Source organism: Xanthomonas sp. LMG 8993 (assembly GCF_009835065.2).
In the GTDB taxonomy this organism is placed as follows: domain Bacteria; phylum Pseudomonadota; class Gammaproteobacteria; order Xanthomonadales; family Xanthomonadaceae; genus Xanthomonas; species Xanthomonas arboricola.
In genome coordinates this window covers 405,906-424,492 of sequence record NZ_QVIF02000001.1, presented here as the reverse complement: position 1 = coordinate 424,492, position 18,587 = coordinate 405,906, and the positions used below count along the sequence as shown (strand labels likewise).

The 18,587-nt window shown below is 66.5% G+C and carries 17 protein-coding genes; 16 read left to right on the top strand and 1 reads right to left on the bottom strand.

Features of this window, described 5'->3' with window-relative positions; translation table 11 throughout:
• Nucleotides 1-119: 119 nt before the first annotated feature.
• The 16 genes from DYQ94_RS01770 (at nucleotide 120) to bamA (ending at nucleotide 18,234) form a co-directional block, all read left to right on the top strand.
• Nucleotides 120-644: a Csu type fimbrial protein gene (locus DYQ94_RS01770; RefSeq protein WP_039530071.1), complete on the top strand. Its 525-nt coding sequence runs from the start codon at nucleotides 120-122 to the stop codon at nucleotides 642-644.
• A gap of 8 nt (nucleotides 645-652) precedes the next feature.
• A complete protein-coding gene (locus DYQ94_RS01765) occupies nucleotides 653-1,423 on the top strand; it encodes a fimbrial biogenesis chaperone (protein ID WP_126965532.1) in 771 nt (256 codons plus the stop codon).
• A 16-nt stretch (nucleotides 1,424-1,439) separates the two neighbouring features.
• Nucleotides 1,440-3,791 (top strand): fimbria/pilus outer membrane usher protein, encoded by a 2,352-nt coding sequence (locus DYQ94_RS01760; protein WP_126965531.1) that lies wholly within the window; start codon nucleotides 1,440-1,442, stop codon nucleotides 3,789-3,791.
• Nucleotides 3,788-4,822 carry a Csu type fimbrial protein gene (locus DYQ94_RS01755; protein WP_126965530.1) on the top strand — a complete coding sequence of 345 codons (1,035 nt, stop codon included), beginning with the start codon at nucleotides 3,788-3,790 and terminating at the stop codon, nucleotides 4,820-4,822. Before DYQ94_RS01760 ends, DYQ94_RS01755 begins: the two co-directional genes overlap by 4 nt.
• 48 nt (nucleotides 4,823-4,870) lie before the next feature.
• Nucleotides 4,871-5,203, top strand: coding sequence for a hypothetical protein (locus tag DYQ94_RS01750; protein WP_054591608.1), 333 nt, complete (start codon nucleotides 4,871-4,873; stop codon nucleotides 5,201-5,203).
• Nucleotides 5,204-5,205: 2 nt separating this feature from the next.
• A complete protein-coding gene (locus DYQ94_RS01745; RefSeq protein ID WP_126965529.1) occupies nucleotides 5,206-5,913 on the top strand; it encodes a fimbrial biogenesis chaperone in 708 nt (235 codons plus the stop codon).
• Between the two features lie 441 nt (nucleotides 5,914-6,354).
• Nucleotides 6,355-7,176, top strand: coding sequence for a 30S ribosomal protein S2 (rpsB, locus tag DYQ94_RS01740; protein WP_026064294.1), 822 nt, complete (start codon nucleotides 6,355-6,357; stop codon nucleotides 7,174-7,176).
• Between the two features lie 169 nt (nucleotides 7,177-7,345).
• On the top strand, nucleotides 7,346-8,224 hold the full coding sequence (gene tsf, locus DYQ94_RS01735) for a translation elongation factor Ts (protein WP_126965528.1): 879 nt from the start codon (nucleotides 7,346-7,348) through the stop codon (nucleotides 8,222-8,224).
• A gap of 283 nt (nucleotides 8,225-8,507) precedes the next feature.
• Nucleotides 8,508-10,031, top strand: coding sequence for a sensor domain-containing diguanylate cyclase (locus DYQ94_RS01730; RefSeq protein ID WP_024940373.1), 1,524 nt, complete (start codon nucleotides 8,508-8,510; stop codon nucleotides 10,029-10,031).
• A 106-nt stretch (nucleotides 10,032-10,137) separates the two neighbouring features.
• On the top strand, nucleotides 10,138-10,860 hold the full coding sequence (pyrH, locus tag DYQ94_RS01725; protein WP_024940374.1) for a UMP kinase: 723 nt from the start codon (nucleotides 10,138-10,140) through the stop codon (nucleotides 10,858-10,860).
• Nucleotides 10,861-11,057: 197 nt separating this feature from the next.
• Nucleotides 11,058-11,615, top strand: coding sequence for a ribosome recycling factor (gene frr, locus DYQ94_RS01720; RefSeq protein WP_016902392.1), 558 nt, complete (start codon nucleotides 11,058-11,060; stop codon nucleotides 11,613-11,615).
• Nucleotides 11,616-11,632: 17 nt separating this feature from the next.
• Entirely contained in the window at nucleotides 11,633-12,394 is a 762-nt protein-coding gene (gene uppS, locus DYQ94_RS01715; RefSeq protein WP_024940375.1) for a polyprenyl diphosphate synthase, read from the top strand.
• Nucleotides 12,391-13,218 carry a phosphatidate cytidylyltransferase gene (locus DYQ94_RS01710; protein WP_126965527.1) on the top strand — a complete coding sequence of 276 codons (828 nt, stop codon included), beginning with the start codon at nucleotides 12,391-12,393 and terminating at the stop codon, nucleotides 13,216-13,218. The genes uppS and DYQ94_RS01710 overlap by 4 nt, the downstream gene beginning before the upstream one ends.
• A 2-nt stretch (nucleotides 13,219-13,220) precedes the next feature.
• Entirely contained in the window at nucleotides 13,221-14,411 is a 1,191-nt protein-coding gene (locus DYQ94_RS01705) for a 1-deoxy-D-xylulose-5-phosphate reductoisomerase (protein WP_160954886.1), read from the top strand.
• Nucleotides 14,412-14,437: 26 nt separating this feature from the next.
• Nucleotides 14,438-15,784 (top strand): RIP metalloprotease RseP, encoded by a 1,347-nt coding sequence (rseP, locus tag DYQ94_RS01700; protein ID WP_126965525.1) that lies wholly within the window; start codon nucleotides 14,438-14,440, stop codon nucleotides 15,782-15,784.
• A gap of 83 nt (nucleotides 15,785-15,867) precedes the next feature.
• Complete coding sequence (bamA, locus tag DYQ94_RS01695) at nucleotides 15,868-18,234, top strand: outer membrane protein assembly factor BamA (protein ID WP_160954887.1); 2,367 nt, start codon at nucleotides 15,868-15,870, stop codon at nucleotides 18,232-18,234.
• Nucleotides 18,235-18,305: 71 nt separating this feature from the next.
• Here bamA and DYQ94_RS01690 read toward each other — a convergent pair whose 3' ends face one another.
• Nucleotides 18,306-18,500 (bottom strand): hypothetical protein, encoded by a 195-nt coding sequence (locus DYQ94_RS01690; protein ID WP_046342163.1) that lies wholly within the window; start codon nucleotides 18,498-18,500, stop codon nucleotides 18,306-18,308.
• Nucleotides 18,501-18,587 lie beyond the last annotated feature (87 nt).

The following is an 18,587-nucleotide window of genomic DNA, read 5'->3' as shown; positions in this document are numbered from 1 at the left end:
TGAGGATAAACAGCGAGATAGCCAAATCATTCAGGGTAATCTTTGGCACAGCTGATGCATTGGAGGCAGGGCGACGAGTCGTCGCGTCACCAATGACCAGACCGGTCAAGGAAATGTCCATGCGTACTGTCCGCCCTGTCCTGCTGTCCCTCGGCCTGCTCTCGACCATTGGCGTTGCCACCGCAGCAGATACCACCACATTCAACGTCAAGATCGCCGTCACCAAGGCCTGCACCATCACCGCTGCCTCGGCGACGGACGTCGACTTCGGCTCGGTGTTGTCCACCTCCACCGCCAATGCCGACGCCAACGGCAGCGTGACCGCGCAATGCACCGCACTGACGCCGTACAACATTGCGTTGAGCGCGGGCAGCAATGCCGGCACCGCCAACGACGTCACCACCCGCCGCATGAAGAACACCGATGCGCTGGTCACCACCAACAACTTCATCGCCTACCAGCTGTACCAGGATCTGGGCCGCAGCACGGTATGGGGCAGCACCACCGGCACCAATACGCTGAGCCGCACCGCCACCGGCATCAACCAGGTCTATCCGGTCTACGGCCGCGTGACCAACCCGTCGGCCAACAATCCCGCGACCGGTACCTACCAAGACACCATCACCGCCACGATCGTCTACTGAGCGCGCGCATGCCATTGCACCACCGCCTGTCGTACCGGATGCCGGCCTGGCTGGTCACGGCCGGATTGAGCCTGACGCTGGCGCTTGGCAGCGGCGTGCCGTTGCAGCCGGCCCATGCGGCCAGCCTGCAGCTGGCGCCGACCTCGCTGACGCTGAGCGCACAGCAGTCCGCCGACGGGCTCTGGTTGAGCAACAGCGGCAGCGCGCCGGTGCAGGTCCAGACCCGCGCCTATCGCTGGACCCAGCGTGACGGCAAGGATCAACTCGACCCGACCCAGGAACTGCTGGTCAGCCCGCCGATGCGCACGCTGGCCGCCGGCGAGCGCCAGCTGATTCGGGTGATTCGCGCCGGGCCTGCGCCGACCGGCGAGGAAGCCTGCTACCGCATCATCGTCGACGAATTGCCCAACGCCGATGCGGATCGCAAGGGCATGCAGTTCGTGTTGCGCTACTCGGTGCCGATCTTCCTGCTGCCGCCGGGCAAGACCGAATCCACCCCGACCTTGAGCACGCAGGTGATTGCCGGCAGCGACGGCAATGCGCAGATCCAGATCAGCAACACCGGCAATGGGCACGCCCAGGTCGCCGACCTGCAGCATCGGGTCGATGGCACGACCAGGACGGCATTGAACGGGCTGGTGGGTTATGTCCTGCCCGGCCAGACCATGCGCTGGTCGCTGGGGGCACCGCTGGCCCAGTTCGGCCGCGGCACCATCATCGCAAGGATCAATGGTGAGGCGGACGAACGCACCTTGTTGGCCGCGCCAGCAGCGCCGTGATGCGGGCCGGCTGGCGATGACGCTGCTTGCGACCGCCACCTGCCTGGCACACGCCGCCTCCGGCGATCTGGCCGACATGGCGCCACTGTCCGATCAGGCGCCGCAGAACGTGGCGGCCCTGCCGCAGACGCTGTACCTGGATGTCAGCCTCAACCAGGCCGAGCGCGGCCTGGCACCGTTCGAACTGGTGAACGGCCACCTGCGCGGCTCCGTCGACACGCTGCGCAAGCTGGGCTTCCTCCTGGCCGACCGCCCCGCCAGCGAGCTGGTCGATCTGGATCGCCTGCCCGACGTGGAGGTGCGCTACGACGCTGCGCTGCAACGGCTTGCGTTGCAGGTGCCGCTGGCGCAGCTGTCGCTCTCCACTACGGTACTGAAGGCCGAACAGGTCTCACCGCCCAGCGCCACCGCCTCGCCGGGCATGCTGCTCAATTACGACCTCTATGCCACGCGCAATGCCGGGGCCAGCAGCGTGTCGCTGGCCACCGAAGTGCGCGGCTTCGGCATCGGCCGCGGCATGGTCGACACCACCGCGGTGTTCCTGGCCTACGACCGCCCGCAGGACCAGCGCTGGCGCAGCGAAGCGGTGCGCCTGGACAGCGCCTGGCAGATGGATTTCCCCGACAGCACCACCAGCCTGACGGTCGGCGACTTCTACAGCGGCTTTGTCGACTGGAGCCGCTCGATCCGCCTGGGCGGGATACAGATCGGCCGCAATTACGCCTTGCAGCCGTACCGCGTGCTCACTCCCACGCCAAGCTTCCTGGGCGAGGCGGTGGTGCCGTCGACGGTGGAGCTCTACGTCGACGGACTGCGCCAGTACAGCGGCCAGGTGCCGGCCGGCCCGTTCCAGCTGGCCGCGCAACCCGGCATCAGCGGCACCGGGCAGGCGCAGATCGTAGTGACCGATGCGTTCGGCCAAGTGCGCCGGTTGGACTTCGCCTTCTATGGCACGCCGCAACTGCTGGCGCGCGGCATTTCCGAATGGTCGGCCGGCATCGGCCATCTGCGCCAGGACTACGGCGTGCGCTCGTTTTCCTACGAGTCGCGCACGGTCGCCAGCGCCACGCTGCGCAAGGGCCTGCGCGATGACTTCACCATCGAAGCGCATACCGAGGCCGGCGGCGGCGTGGTCAATGCCGGTGCCGGCGGCGTGTGGCTGCTCGGCGCGGGCGGCGTGGTCAACGCGGCCTACGCGCATAGCCGGATGGATGCGCTGCGCGGCGGCCAGTACGTGCTGGGGTATGCCTGGAACAACCGTCGCTTCAACTTCACTGTCGGCACCCAGCGCACCCACGGCGACTATCGCGACCTGGGCGCGCTGCAGGGCGCGTTGCCGGCGCGCATCAGCGACCGCGCGGTGTTCGGCGTCAACGTCAATCCGATCGGCTCGCTGGGCACCAGCTATGTGCGGCTGAGCTACCCGCAAGGCGACACCTCGCGGTATGCGAGCCTGTTCTGGTCGCGCAGTTTCGGGCGCAACTGGGCGGCCAATCTGTCCGGCAACCAAAACCTGGATGTGCGCAGCGACCGTAGCCTGTACCTGTCGCTGTCGACCACGTTCGGCGAGTTGCGCCAGGCCAGCGCCTCGATGCAACGCAACGGCAACCGCACCGGATTCGTGGCCGATCTGAGCCAGCCGCTACCCGGCGACGGCGACCTGGGCGGGATCGGTTGGCGCCTGCAGGGGCGTGCCGGCGACGATGCCAACGGCGGCCTGGCCGAGCTGGGGTGGTTGAACCGCGTCGGCCGCTACAACCTCGGCGTCGCCAACCAGGATGGCGCCAACTTCGGCTATGCCAGCGCCAGCGGCAGCCTGGTGTGGATGAACGGCCGCGGCTTTGCCGCGCGCGATATCCAGGATGCCTTCGCGGTGGTCTCCACCGACGGCCAGCCCGGCATTCCGGTGCGGCTGGAGAATCGCCTGATCGGCGTCACCGATGCGCGCGGGATGCTGCTGGTCACCCCGCTGCAGTCGTGGCAGCGCAACCAGCTGTCCATCGACACCTTGAATCTGCCGGCGGACCTGCGCGTGGACCGCGTCGATACCGCGGTGACACCGCGCCAGCAGTCCGGGGTGGCGGTGCGCTTCGGCATCACCCGGGTGCGCGCGGCCATGATCGTGCTGCACGACGCCCAGGGCGTGCCGTTGCCGGTCGGCAGCGTGGTGCAACGCGAGGGCAACGCCGAACGCGTGGTGGTCGGCTACGACGGCGAAACCTATCTGGACAACCTGCAGACCGACAACCGCATCCTGGTGGAGCTGCCGGATGGCCGCTGCAGCGCGCGCTTCACCTACCCGACCAACCCCGGCGGCATTCCGCGGGTCGGCCCGCTGCCCTGCGTTCTCGAGCAGCAAACACCATGAGCCTGCCCGCACTGTGGCGCCTGGTCGTTGCGCTGGCGATCGCCACGTTGTGGCTTGCCCCCTGCCAGGGCGCGCACGCGGACACCACCTGCAGCGTCACCCTCGGTACCCCGCTGGCGTTCGGCAACGTGGCGGCCAACGGCACCACCGATGCGGTGGCAACGCTCAACGTCTCCTGCGCGACCGCAGCGCTCAGCGTGCTCGGCTATGCCCAGGTGAGTCTGTGCCTGGACCTCGGGCCGGGCAGCGCCAGCAACGGGCTGTACGCGCCACGCCGCATGCTCAACCCCACCAGCGACAGCCTGGACTTCCAGATCTACAGCGAGGCCACGCGGACCCAGGTCTGGGGCGCCACCGGGTCGACGACGCCCTCGCCGCGCCTGGTGACACTGTCCTACGGCGTTCCGGTGGTCACCGGCGGCTCGCAGACGGCCAGCATTACCCTGTACGGGCGCATTCCGGCCAACCAGACGCTGTCGGTCGGCAACCACACCAGCAGCTTCGGCGGTGCCGACACCGTGCTGCGCTACTCCTACAACGAAAGCGTCATCGGTATGCCGCCGGCGCCGAGCAGTTGCACGGCCGGCGGCAGCGGTGCCAAGACCGCCAGCAACGCCTTTCCGTTCACGGCCTCGGCCAACGTGCCGGCACGCTGCAGTACCTACGTCACCACCGACCTGGATTTCGGCAGCATCGCCGGCATCATCGATACCGCCATCGACCGCACCTCCACCATCAGCCTGTCATGCACCAACCGCACTGCCTGGAATATCGGGCTGGGCGATGGCATCAATGCCGCCGGCAACGTCCGGCGCATGCGCCACGCCAGCAGTGCCAACTACATCGCCTATGAACTGTATCGGGACGCCGGCCGCGGCAACCGCTGGGGCACCAGCATCGGTGTGGATACGCTCAGCGGCACCGGCAACGGAGTCGCGCAGACGGTGACCGTCTATGGCCGCGCGCCAGCACCGCAACAGCCCATCGCGGGTGCCTACAACGACACGGTGACCGTCTCCATCACTTACTGACAGTTAATAAAGTTCGCATTGGGGGCGTCGCTATTTGTTACGTCTCCAATGCAAACGATTGCCTTCATGACGCTGGTCACTTTGTTGAAGCGCCTGACGCTGGTCGCCCTCGTCTGCAGCGCGAGCTCTACCGCGGCCAACGCGGCCACCGCGCCTGGCCCGGAAAACTTCACCCTGCACATCGGCCTGCGTCTGCTCAGCGGCTGCGAACTGCGCACTGCGCCGCCGCGCGCCAGCTGTTCCAGGGGCACGCCGATGGCGATCGCCCCGCCGGCCGGCAGCGCCGACACCCCAGCCGCCGCCAGCACCGGGCAGGATGCCAGCGCACTCGCCGGGCCAACGCCTGCCGGCAGCGCGCCCATCACCACGATCGCGTTCTGACCATGGCCGCGTCTCGCTCCTGTTGCGGCCTGCTGGCGTTGGCGTTGGCCGGCCTGGCCATCGGTGGCAGCGCCGTTGCCGCCGAGATCGCCATCGCCCCGACCACCGCCCGCATTCCCGCCGACAGCGACCAGACCACCGTCTGGCTCTACAACCAGGCGGCCCTGCCATGGCGCGCCGAAGCCAAGCTCTACCGCTGGCGCCAGGATGGCGACCGCGAACTGCTTGAACCGGCCACCGCCGCCACCGTCAGCCCGGCACAATTCGAAATTCCTCCGCAAGGCCGGCAATTGCTGCGGGTGATCCGCCTGGGCCCCAGCCCGGTGCAGAGCGAAGACAGCTACCGCCTGGTAGTGACCCAGCATGCCTCCGGTAGCGACACCGCACTGCTGCGTTATTCCACGCCGGTGTTCGCCCTGCCCAGCCAGCCCGGCGACCTTCGCCCGCTGCTGCAGGCCAGCCTGTCCGGCCAGGGCAGCGGCCGCGCGCTGAAGGTCCACAACGCCGGGCTCGGCCATGCCAGGCTGGCCGACCTGGCCTACATCGATGCCGGCGGCACCCGCCGCAGCATCCGCGACGACCTTGCCGGCTATGTGCTTCCCGGCCAGACCCGCCAATGGTCGCTGCCCGCCAACGTGGCCGCCGACAATGGCCGCTTCGTGGCGCGGATCAACAGCGATATCGAGACGACGCTGGCGTTGGAGCCGTGAGCTCTGGGGATTGGGAATTCGGGATTGGGGATTCGGGATTGGGGATTCGCAAGAGCTGGCGCTTTGACCATCCTGGACCGACAGCGAACAACTGCCGCGACACACGGCCCGCCAATCCCGAATCCCGAATCCCGAATCCCGAATCCCTATTCCCCAATCCCGATTCGCCAATTGCGCCCGCCCGCTCAGCCAGCTATACTCCGCCGGCTGTTTTGCGTCTCTTGCGCATTGCGTCGTTCACGTCGGACGTCACCGACGAATTCACACCTGCCGCCGCCATCCGTGCCGGGGTGCCCCGCGAGGGGTTCGTCACGGAGGCGACAGGGAAGCCCAACCCCGGAATCGTTTGTGCGCATCCTTTCGCAAGGGCCCGCACATCCATGTGCGGACTCTTCAAAGCCCAGTCCGCGCACGTAGATTCCGCTATCAGGAGTTACTTCAATGCCCCAAGTCACCATGCGTCAGATGCTGGAAGCCGGCGTCCATTTCGGTCACCAGACCCGCTACTGGAACCCCAAGATGGCGCCGTACATCTTCGGCGCGCGCGGCAAGATCCACATCATCAACCTCGAGAAGACCGTTCCGCTCTTCAATGACGCGATGAACTTCCTCTCCTCGATCGCGCAGAAGCGCGGCACCGTGCTGTTCCTGGGCACCAAGCGCAGCGCGCGCGAGTCCATCAAGGAAGAAGCCGAGCGTTGCGGCATGCCGTTCATGACCCAGCGCTGGCTGGGCGGCACGCTGACCAACTTCCGTACCGTCAAGCAGTCGGTTGCCCGCCTGAAGGAACTGGAGTCGGCCGAGACCGACGGCACCTTCGACAAGCTGGTCAAGCACGAAGTGCTGGGTCTGCGTCGCGAGCGCGAGAAGCTGGACGCCTCGCTGGGCGGCATCAAGGAAATGAACCGTCTGCCCGACGCGATCTTCGTGATCGACATCGGCCATGAAGACATCGCCATCAAGGAAGCCAAGAAGCTCGGCATCCCGGTGATCGCAGTGGTCGACACCAACTACGACCCGGCCCTGGTCGACTACGCCATCCCGGGCAACGACGACGCCATCCGTGCCGTGCAGCTGTATGCACGTGCCGCCGCCGACGCCGTGCTGGAAGGCAAGGCTGCTGCGCCGAACTCCGCTTCGGTCCGCGAAGAAGAGTTCTCGGCCGAATCCGCCGACGAAGGCAAGGGCCGTCGCGCTCCGGCCAAGAAGGGCGACAAGAAGGCTGACGCACCGGCCGACGCTGCCGCTCCGGCTGCCGAGTAATCGGCCTGCAATGCGGCCGCACCATGCTGTGCGGCCGCAGCCCCGACGGGCCCAGCGCGGCCCGTCGCCGAGGCCACTGAACATTTCTACGGGGGCGGCCGGCCTGGCTGCGCCGTCTCCTACTGGCGGAACCCTCCGCCGCACGCATTCGTCCATATGAGGTAATTCCATGGAAATCACTGCTTCCCTGGTCAAGGAACTGCGCGAGCGCACCGGCGCCGGCATGATGGAGTGCAAGAAGGCACTCGTCGAAAACGCAGGCGACATCGACGCCGCTGCCGAATGGCTGCGCAAGTCGGGTCTGGCCAAGGCCGACAAGAAGGCTGACCGCGTTGCCGCCGAAGGCCGCATCGCCACCGCACAGGCCGGCGGCAAGGCCGTGCTGGTCGAAGTCAACTCCGAAACCGACTTCGTCGCCAAGGATGAGAACTTCCTGGCCTTCACCGAGACCGTGGCCACCGCCGCGCTGAACTCGGATGCCGCCGATGCCGAAGCGCTCAAGAGCGTCAAGCTCGACAGCGGCGAGACCATCGAAGAGCGTCGCGCCGCAGTCATCGCCAAGGTCGGCGAGAACCTGCAGGTGCGTCGCCTGGTCCGCATCGACAGCGCCAACAACGTCGCGGCCTATGTGCACGGCGGCCGCATCGGCGTGCTGGTCGAGCTGAAGGGTGGCGACATCGAGCTGGCACGCGGCATCGCCATGCACATCGCCGCGATGAACCCGCCGCACGTCAAGGCCTCCGATGTCCCGGCCGAGTTCATCGCCAAGGAAAAGGAAATCGAACTGGCCAAGATGTCCGAGAAGGACAAGGCCAAGCCGGCCGAGATCCTGGAAAAGATCATCAGCGGCAAGATCAGCAAGATCGTCAACGAAGTGACCCTGTACGGCCAGCCGTACGTGCTGAACACCGACCAGACTGTCGAGCAGGCCGTCAAGGCTGCCGGTGCCGAAGTGGTGGGCTTCCAGCGCCTGGCCGTTGGCGAGGGCATCGAGAAGGTGGTGGAAGACTACGCCGCCGAAGTGATGAAGCAGGCCGGCCTGGCCTGATCCTCGCCACTGCATAGAGAAAGCCGCGGCCTGCCGCGGCTTTTTTTTTGGCCCGACACTGTCGCGCAGGCCCCTGAAAGCGCGAAGCTGAAGCGAACGCATCCGCCGGGCCCGCGACCGGCCTCAACTCTACAGATGTGGTGGCGGTTGCCGCTAGAACTGCATGCCGACCAGGCTTTTCCGCCCCCCATCGCGCACGCGTTGCCGCGCGGCGACGGCGGAGCATGGCGTGCCCCATTAACGAGCGCAGCGGTATGCTTGCGCCCACCGTCGGCGATGACCCATGCAACCAGATCTACAGGCCGCCCTGCACTACTGCCGCAACCTGCCATCGCCCCCGGGCGTTGCGCTGCGCGTCATCGAGCTGGCGCAGGACCCCGACGTGGACATGACCACCACCGCCAACGTCATCGGCATGGACATGGCCCTGAGCGCGCGCATGCTGCGGGTGGCCAATTCGCCGCTGTACGCCAGCCGCCGCCGCATCGACAACCTCGGCCAGGCGCTGACCATGCTCGGCCTCAACGCGACCCTGAGCCTGGCGCTGGGGTTTTCGATGGTGCATGGCGTGCGCAGCACCTTTACCGCGCATCCGCTGCATGAGCGCATCTGGCGCCGCGCCGGCCTGTGTGCGCTGGCCAGTCGCATCCTCGGCCAGGCCTACGGCATCCGCAAACCCGAAGAACTCATGCTGGCCGGCCTGTTGCAGGACATCGGCAAGCTCGCCCTGCTGCAGGGCGCGCCCGAGCTGTATGCACCACTGCTGGAACAGGCGCCCGACAACGCCGCGCTGATCGAGGCCGAACGCGCGCATCTGGGCGCCACCCATGCCGAAGTCGGCGCCTGGCTCGCGCATCAATGGCAACTGCCGCCGTACCTGCAGAACGCCATCGCGCAGAGCGAGGAAGAGCCCGCCAGCCTGGAGCCGTTCATGGCCTGTGTCGCGCTGTCCGGACGCCTGGCGGACATCTGGCTGTCGGCCAGTGCCGTGGCCGCCACCGAACACGCGCAGCGCCAGGCGCAGGACGTGCTGGAACTGGATGCCGAACGCTTCGAAAAGGTGATCGAACGCATCGCCGAGTCGCTGCCCGAACTGGAAGCCCTGTTCGACATCCGCGTGCCGCAGCCCGAGCACATCCAGATGATCTTCGAGCAGGCCCGCGAGCTGGCGATGCTGCGCAGCCTGCGCGAGCTGCAGGACGTGGCCGAAGCGCGCCGGCATGCCGACGAATCGGAAAACCGCATGCGCCATCTGGCCGAACAGGCCAGCCGCGATGCATTGACCGGCGTGTTCAATCGCCACCAGCTCGGCACCGCGCTCGCGCACGAGTTCGAGCTGGCATCGCGCCAGAACTGGCCGCTGTCGATCGCCTTCATCGATCTGGACGACTTCAAGCGCGTCAACGATGCGCATGGCCATCTGGTCGGCGACGAGGTGCTGCGCAACTTCGCGCAGACGCTGCAGCGCATGGTGCGCACCAGCGACCTGGTCGCCCGCTATGGCGGCGAGGAATTCCTGGTGATCCTGCCCAACACCGCGGCCGAGGCGGCGTTGATGGTGGTCGAGCGCATCCTGGCCGAGACCGCACGCACGCCGATGGCGCAACTGCAGGGCGGCCCGCTGCACATCACCTTCTCGGCGGGACTGGCCACCCACGGCGGTGGCGACCGGCAGTTCGAGAGCATCGAGCATCTGCTGCAGGCCGCCGACAGCACGCTGTATCGCTCCAAACATCGCGGCCGCAACCGCGTTACCGCCTACGATGCGACCGACATGCCGACGCCGCAACCTCCGCGCGCGCACTGAGCAACGCATCACGGCATCGCCAACTACCGAATTTTTACCACGCCCGGTGACAGGCTTCCGCTAGACTTGCCGGCGTTTGCCGATCCCCCACACCGAGGTCTCCCCCATGTCTGAACTTGCCTATCGCCGCATTCTTCTCAAACTTTCCGGGGAGGCGCTGATGGGGGACGGGGATTACGGCATCGATCCCAAGGTCATCAACCGCCTCGCCCATGAAGTGATCGAAGCCCAGCAGGCCGGCGCGCAGGTCGCGCTGGTGATCGGCGGCGGCAACATCTTCCGCGGCGCCGGCCTGGCCGCCAGCGGCATGGACCGCGTCACCGGCGACCACATGGGCATGCTGGCCACCGTGATCAACGCGCTGGCGATGCAGGACGCGCTGGAAAAGCTCGGCGCCAAGGTACGCGTGATGAGCGCGATCAAGATCAACGATGTCTGCGAGGACTTCATCCGCCGGCGCGCGATCCGCCATCTGGAAAAGGGCCGCATCGCGATCTTCGCCGCCGGTACCGGCAACCCGTTCTTCACCACCGACTCGGGCGCGGCGCTGCGCGCGATCGAGATCGGTGCCGACCTGCTGCTCAAGGCAACCAAGGTCGACGGCGTGTACGACAAGGACCCGAAGAAGCATTCTGACGCAGTGCGTTACGACAGCCTGACCTACGACCAGGTCATCCTGCAGGGCCTGGAAGTGATGGACACCGCCGCCTTCGCGCTGGCGCGCGACAGCGACCTGCCGCTGCGCATCTTCGGCATGAGCGAGCCCGGCGTGCTGCTGCGCATCCTGCATGGCGAGCAGATCGGCACGTTGGTGCAGGGCCGGAGCTGAGGCCGGGAGTGGGGAATCGGGATTCGGGAATCGCAAAGGCGCGGTCCCGGAGACTGCGCTGACGCCTGACCGATGGCGATGCCGGGCGTGGAGTGGCACCCCAGGTGAACCGGCTGCGCAGGACTCTGCCGGCCGGCAAGTCTCAAAACGCAGTCCCGGCTATAATCTCCGGATTCAGCTCCACACGGATTCCGGCGATGCTCAACCAGATCAAACAAGACGCGCAGACGCGCATGACCAAGAGCATCGATGCTCTGCGCCATTCCCTGACCACCGTGCGCACCGGCCGCGCCTCTCCGGCGCTGCTGGACGGCATCAAGGTCAAGGCCTACGGCACCGACACCCCCCTCAACCAGGTCGCCAGCATCAGTGTCTCCGAAGGCCGCTCGCTGGTCATCAGCCTGTTCGACAAGGGCATGATCAAGGACGTGGAAAAGGCGATTTACGCCTCGGATCTGGGCCTGACCCCGACCGTGGTCGGCACCGTGATCCGTCTGAACCTGCCGCCGCTGACCGAGGAGCGCCGCAAGGAGCTCAGCAAGGCCGTGCATGGCGAGGGCGAAGACAGCAAGGTGGCCATCCGCAACATCCGTCGCGATGCCAACCAGCAGGTCAAGGATCTGCTCAAGGACAAGGCGGTCACCGAAGACGAGGCGCGCAGCGCCGAAGACGACATCCAGAAGCTCACCGACAAGGCCATCAAGGATGTGGATGAGGTCGTCAAGGCCAAGGAACAGGAACTGATGACGGTCTGATCGTGGCATCGCCTGCCATGCATCCAGCACCTTCCGCTGCCGCCGTGCCGCGCCACATTGCCATCATCATGGATGGCAACGGGCGTTGGGCACAGCGTCGGCGGCGTCCGCGCATGATCGGTCATCGCGCCGGCGCGCGTGCGGTCAATCGCACCATCGATTTCTGCCTGGAAAAAGGCGTCTCGGCGCTCACCCTGTTCGCGTTTTCCAGTGAAAACTGGGGCCGCCCGCAGGAGGAAGTCGATGCACTGATGAAGCTGTTCCTGCACGCGCTCGATCGCGAGGTCGACGAACTGCAGCGGCGCGGCGTGCAGGTGCGCTTCATCGGCGATCGCAGCCGTTTCGCTACGCCGCTGCGCGAACGCATGGCCGCCGCCGAGCGCGTCACCGCCGCCAATGCGCGGCTGGTGCTGAGCATCGCCGCCAGCTATGGCGGCCGCCAGGACATTGCGCTGGCCGCGCGGGCATTGGCCGAAGAAGTGGCCGCCGGCCGCCTGCAACCGCAGCAGATCGACGAAGCGCTGCTGGCCAGCCGCGTCGCGTTGGCCGATCTGCCGGCGCCGGACCTGTTCATCCGCACCGGCGGCGACACCCGCATCAGCAATTTCCTGCTGTGGCAGCTGGCTTATACCGAACTGTGGTTCACCGAAACCCTGTGGCCGGAGTTCGATGCCGGCGTACTGCAGCAGGCACTGGATGACTATGCCGGGCGCGAACGTCGCTTCGGCCTGACCAGCGCCCAGATCGCCGACAAGGCGACGGAGAGCTCCTCCGCATGACCAAGACCCGCGTGATTGCCGCGCTGATCATGGCGCCGCTCGCCATCTGCGCGATCGTGCTGCTGCCCACGCAATGGCTGGCGGCGCTGGCGGCGATCCTGTTCCTGACCGGCCTGTGGGAGTGGCTCAAGCTCTCCGGCATCGACGACAGCCTGCCGCGCACCGTGCTGCTGATGCTCAATCTGCTGCTGATGGTGCTGATGGTGTGGGCCTCGGCCGGCTCCATGGTGCTGTTCCAGATCGCCGCCCTGGTGGGGGTGGTCTGGTGGCTGCTGGCGCTGCTATGGCTGCGCTTTTTCACCTTCGGTGCCGATCACGGCAACGGCCAGGCGCGCGCGCTCAAGCTCGCCGCTGGCACCCTGGCGGTCCTGCCGGCCTGGGCCGCGCTGGTGCTGCTGCACGCCAACCCGGACAAGGGCAACCTGTGGCTGCTGACCGCGCTGACCATGGTGTGGGCGGCCGATTCGGGCGCCTATTTCGCCGGCCGCGCGTTCGGCAAGCACAAGCTGGCGCCGCGGGTCAGCCCGAACAAGACCATCGAAGGCCTGCTCGGCGGCCTGGTCGCCGGCATCGTGGTCGCCTGCGCATTCGGCTGGCTGGCCGGGCTGACCCTGGCGCACGTGCCGCAGCTGGTGCTGGTCTCGGCGGTGGCGGTGCTGGCCTCGGTGCTGGGCGATCTGTTCGAGAGCCTGCTCAAGCGCCACGCCGGCGCCAAGGACTCGGGTGCGGTGATTCCGGGCCATGGCGGCGTGCTGGATCGTATCGACGGCGTGCTCGCCGCCCTGCCGGTGTTCGCACTCGGCAAGGAAATTCTCGGATTCTAGGCATGGCTGGCTCCCCTCTCCGTCAGGTCGCCGTGTTCGGCGCTACCGGCTCGATCGGTGCGTCGGCACTGGATGTGATCGCCCGTCATCCGCAGCGGCTGCGCGCCAGCGTGCTGTCGGCCGGCAGCAAGGTCGACGAGCTGCTGGCGCTCTGCGTCACCCATCGCCCTGCGCATGCGGTGATCGCCGACCCATCCCTGTATCCGGCACTGCGCGACGGTCTGCGCGCGGCCGGATTGGCCACCCAGGCGCACGCCGGCTCCGACGCCCTGGACGCGCTGGCTGCCAGCGATGCCTGCGACACCGTGGTCGCGGCGATCGTGGGAGCGGCCGGCCTGCCCTCCACGCTGGCCGCAGCCCGCGCCGGCAAGCGCCTGCTGCTGGCCAACAAGGAATCGCTGGTACTGGCCGGCGAGCTGCTGACCCGCACCGCGGCGGCGGCCGGCGCCGAGATCATCCCGATCGACAGCGAACACAGCGCGATCTTCCAGTGTCTGCGCTCCTGCGACGCCAGTCGCGGCGTGCGCCGGGTGATCCTGACCGCGTCCGGCGGGCCGTTCCGCGGCTGGGACCGCGCCGCGCTGAGCGCTGTCACCCCCGCGCAGGCGGTTGCCCATCCCAAATGGTCGATGGGGCCGAAGATCTCGGTGGATTCGGCGACGCTGATGAACAAGGGCCTGGAAGTGATCGAAGCGCATCACCTGTTCGGCCTGCCCGGCGCGCAGATCGATGTACTGGTGCATCCGCAGAGCCTGGTGCACTCGCTGGTGGAATTCGTCGACGGCTCCACCCTGGCCCAGCTCGGCCTGCCGGACATGCGCACCACGCTGGCGGTCGGCCTGGCGTGGCCGGAGCGGGTCGAGTCCGGGGTTGCCGGGCTGGACCTGCTGACCCAAGGGCGGCTGGATTTCGAGGCGCCAGACACCGCCGCATTCCCATGCCTGCGCCTGGCCTGGGAGGCGCTGGAGGCCGGTGGAACCGCCCCTGCGATCCTGAACGCGGCCAATGAAGTGGCTGTTTCAGCGTTTCTTCAGGGCCAGGTGGGTTTCCTAGCGATTCCCGCGTTGGTCGAACACACACTGACAACGCTCCCACGGCACAATGCCGACTCCCTCGACACCCTGCTTTCTGCCGATGCGCAAGCGCGGCAGATCACCGAACGTGCCCTCGCCCATCACCGCCTTCATGCCTGATCGATTTACGCAGACGAGTTGCATCCATGGGTGATTTCATCGGTTCGGTCTGGTGGATGATCGTCAGCCTGGGCGTGTTGGTGACCTTCCACGAATTCGGCCACTTCTGGGTCGCGCGCCGCTGCGGCGTCAAGGTGATGCGCTTTTCGGTTGGCTTCGGCAAACCCCTGTGGAAGCGGCGCGACCGTCACGGCACCGAGTTCGTGGTGGCGGCCATCCCGCTGGGCGGCTACGTCAGGATGCTCGACGAGCGCGAAGGCGACGTGCATCCGGCCGAGCAGGACCAGGCCTTCAACCGCAAGACGGTGTGGCAGCGCATCGCCATCGTGGCCGCCGGCCCGATCGCCAACCTGCTGCTGTGCATGGCGATGCTGTGGGCGATGTTCGTGGTCGGCAAACAGGATTACTCGGCCACCGTCGGCCGTGCCGATGGCCTGGCCGCAGAAGCCGGCCTGACCCCGGGCGAGCGCATCGTGCGCATCGATGGGCGCGATGTCAGCAGCTGGAGCGATGCCAGCATGCAGCTCACCACCGCGGCGATGGACAAGCGCGATATCCACGTGCTGACAGCCACCGACGGCGCCGGCAACCGCGAGCACACGCTGCGGCTGTCGCAGCTGCCGGCCGGCTTTGACGAGCGCCGCGTGGCCTCGCTGGCCGGCATCGGCTGGCAGTTCATGCTGCAGCCGCCGGTGGTGGGCCAGGTGGTCGCCGGCTCCGCGGCGCAGGGGCTGCTGCAGCCGGGCGACCGCATCGTCGCCATCGACGGCCAGCCGATTCGCTCAGCCGACGAGATTCCCGCCCAGCTGCAGGCACTGGGCGCGCAAGGCGATACCGGCATGATCGAGGTCGCGCGCGGCGAAGACCGGCTGGCGCTGGAAATCGCCCCGCGCCGATCGCCGCAGGGCCAGTGGCTGCTGGGCGTGGGATTTGCGGCGGCTCAGGCGCCGGCCTACGACAGCCGCCAGCAGTACGGCGTGTTCGCCGCGGTGCCGGCGGCGATCCGTGAAACCGGCCGGATGACCGCCGATTCGCTGGGCATGATGAAGCGCATGCTGACCGGCCAGGCCTCGGTCAAGAACATCTCCGGGCCGGTCACGATCGCGCGCGCGGCCAACGCCTCGGCCGAACGCGGGCTCGACTGGTTCCTGTATTTCTTGGGATTGCTGTCGCTCAGCCTGGCGATCATCAACCTGATGCCGATCCCGATCTTGGACGGTGGGCATCTGCTGTATTACCTTATCGAGTTGGTCAAGGGCAGCCCGATCAGCGAACGGGCCATGATTGCCGGGCAATATGTCGGCCTGGCGGTCCTGGCCGGGCTGATGGGACTGGCGTTCTACAACGACATCCTCGGCCTGGTTCCACGATGAAGCTGCTCCACTCTTTCCGCCTGTTGTCGTCGTCATACGTCGGCATCCAGCAACACCCGAAATCGACTCCAACCGGATGTGACATGACGCGTCTTCCCACTCGCCGCCTGCTTGCCCTCGCTCTTGCCGCCGGCCTCAGCCTGCCAGTCGTTGCCCTGGCCGCAGAGCCGTTCGTTGCCAGCGACATCCGCGTCGACGGCCTGCAGCGCATCGCCTCCGGCACCGTGTTCACCTATCTGCCGGTGAACCGCGGCGACACCGTGGACGATGCCAAGGTCGCCGACTCGATCCGTGCGCTGTACCGCACCGGCTTCTTCGAGGACGTGCAGCTGGATCGCCAGGGCAACATCCTGGTGATCACCGTGAAGGAGCGTCCGGCGATCAACAAGCTCACCGTGACCGGCAACAAGGACATCAAGTCCGAGGAGCTGCTCAAGGGCCTAGGCGACATCGGCCTGACCGAAGGCGGCACCTTCGATCGCCTGAGCCTGGACCGCGTGACCCAGGAACTGACCCGCCAGTACAACAACCGCGGCAAGTACAACGTCGAGATCACCCCGACGGTGAGCCCGCTGGACCGTAACCGCGTGGATGTGGCGATCGCGATCAAGGAAGGCAAGGCGGCCAAGATCCGCCACGTCAACCTGATTGGCACCGAAAAGTTCGCCAACGAGGACATCCTGGAAAACTGGGAATCCAAGGAGCACAACTGGGCCTCGTGGTACCGCCGCGACGACCAGTACTCCAAGGAAAAGATGTCCGGCGACCTGGAGAAGCTCAACTCCTGGTACCTGGACCGCGGCTACGTGGACTTCAGCATCGACTCCACCCAGGTGTCGATCAGCCCCGACAAGCGCGACATGTTCGTCAGCGCCGGCGTCACCGAGGGCGAGCAGTACAAGATTTCCGAGATCAAGGTCACCGGCGACACCGTGCTGCCGCAGGCCGATATCGAGCGTCTGGTCATCCCCAAGGCCGGCGACATCTTCTCGCGTGCGCTGCTGGAGTACACCTCCGATGCGATCACCAACACGCTGAGCAACGTCGGTTACGCGTTCGCCAAGGTCAACCCGATCCCGACTCCGAACCGCGAGGACCGCACCGTTGCGGTGAACCTGCAGTTGGTGCCGGGCCCGCGCGTGACCGTGCGCCGCATCCTGTACAAAGGCAATAGCCGCACCTCCGATGAGGTGTTGCGCCGCGAAATGCGCCAGTTCGAAAATACCTGGTACTCGCAGGCGGCGATCGACCGTTCCAAGATCCGTCTGCAGCGCCTGGGCTACTTCGAGAGCGTGGACGTGGAAACGCCGGCGGTGCCGGGCAGCAACGACCAGGTCGACGTGGTCTACAACGTCAAGGAAACCACCTCCGGCAGCTTCGTGTTCGGCCTGGGCTACTCGCAGAGCTTCGGTGTGACCACCTCGGTGCAGTTGTCGCAGAACAACTTCCTGGGCGGCGGCAACCGGGTGGCGGTGGAAGCCTCGCGCAGCAGCTACCAGCAGCGCTACGCGTTCTCCTATACCAACCCGTTCTTTACCGACGACGGCGTGTCGCTGGGCTACAACCTGTCGTGGCGCTCGCTGGACTACTCGGACTTCAACACCGCGCAGTACAACAGCAAGAATGGCTCGGCGCAGGTGGTGTTCGGCGTGCCGATCACCGAGAACGACACCGTCTCGGCGATGGTCGGCATCGACAGCAACCAGATCAACACGTTCCAGGGCCAGACCCCGCAGGCGATCATCGACTACATCGATGCGGTCGGCACGCGCACCTTCCATGCCTGGCGCACCGAGCTGGGTTGGGCACGCGACACCCGCAACGACTTCTTCATGCCGACCCGCGGCATGTACCAGCGCGTCGGCCTGGAGACCACCCTGCCCGGCTCCACGGTCGAGTACTACAAGCTCAACTATCAGATTTCCAATTACTGGCCGATCATTCCGGCAATCGTGTTGAACACCCGCTTCGAGCTGGGCTATGGCGACAGCTACGGCAATGACAGCACGCGCGTGGTGACCGACGCCAATGGCGTGTCGCGCACCATCACCGCCACCGGCCTGCCGTTCTACGAGAACTTCTACGCCGGCGGTACCAATTCGGTACGCGGCTTCGAAGACAACACGCTGGGTCCGCGTTCGGAACGGACGGTGAACTATTCGCGCGGCCAGCCGCTGGGTGGTTCGTTCAAGACCGTCGGTTCGGTGGAAATGTATTTCCCCAAGCTGTTCGACAGCCCGTCGGCACGCGTATCGGCGTTCTTCGACTTCGGTAACGTCTACGACGGCGTGGACAACTTCAAGGCCAACGAGCTGCGTGCGTCCACCGGCGTGGCGCTGTTGTGGCGCGCACCGGTCGGCCCCATCTCGATCAGCTACGCGTTCCCGCTGAAGAAGGAAGACAACGACGAGATCGAACGTCTGCAGTTCACCTTCGGCGGCCAGTTCTAACAGCCAACGGCAACAAAAAGGCGGCCCGCGCGTGCGGGCCGCCCGTGTATCGCAGGTGGAGTGTCGGCCGGTCAGAACCAGCTGTCGAACCAGGTGGACACGGTGTTGGACAGGCAGCTGGCGATGTCGCCGGCAGGCAGGCTGAGACACTGCAGCTGCTGCTCACCGATCGCCTTGCCCTGCTCGATATCGAAGGATTGGGCCGATGCACTCGCGACCGCGCCCATCATGACCAGACCACCAAGGATGGAAAGAACGGTTTTCATATGCTTGCTCCTGGATTCGCCGCTTGATTGCGACAGGACCCTAAATACGCAGGCTTTGTTGGGAACTGTTTAATGGTGTTTTTTCCC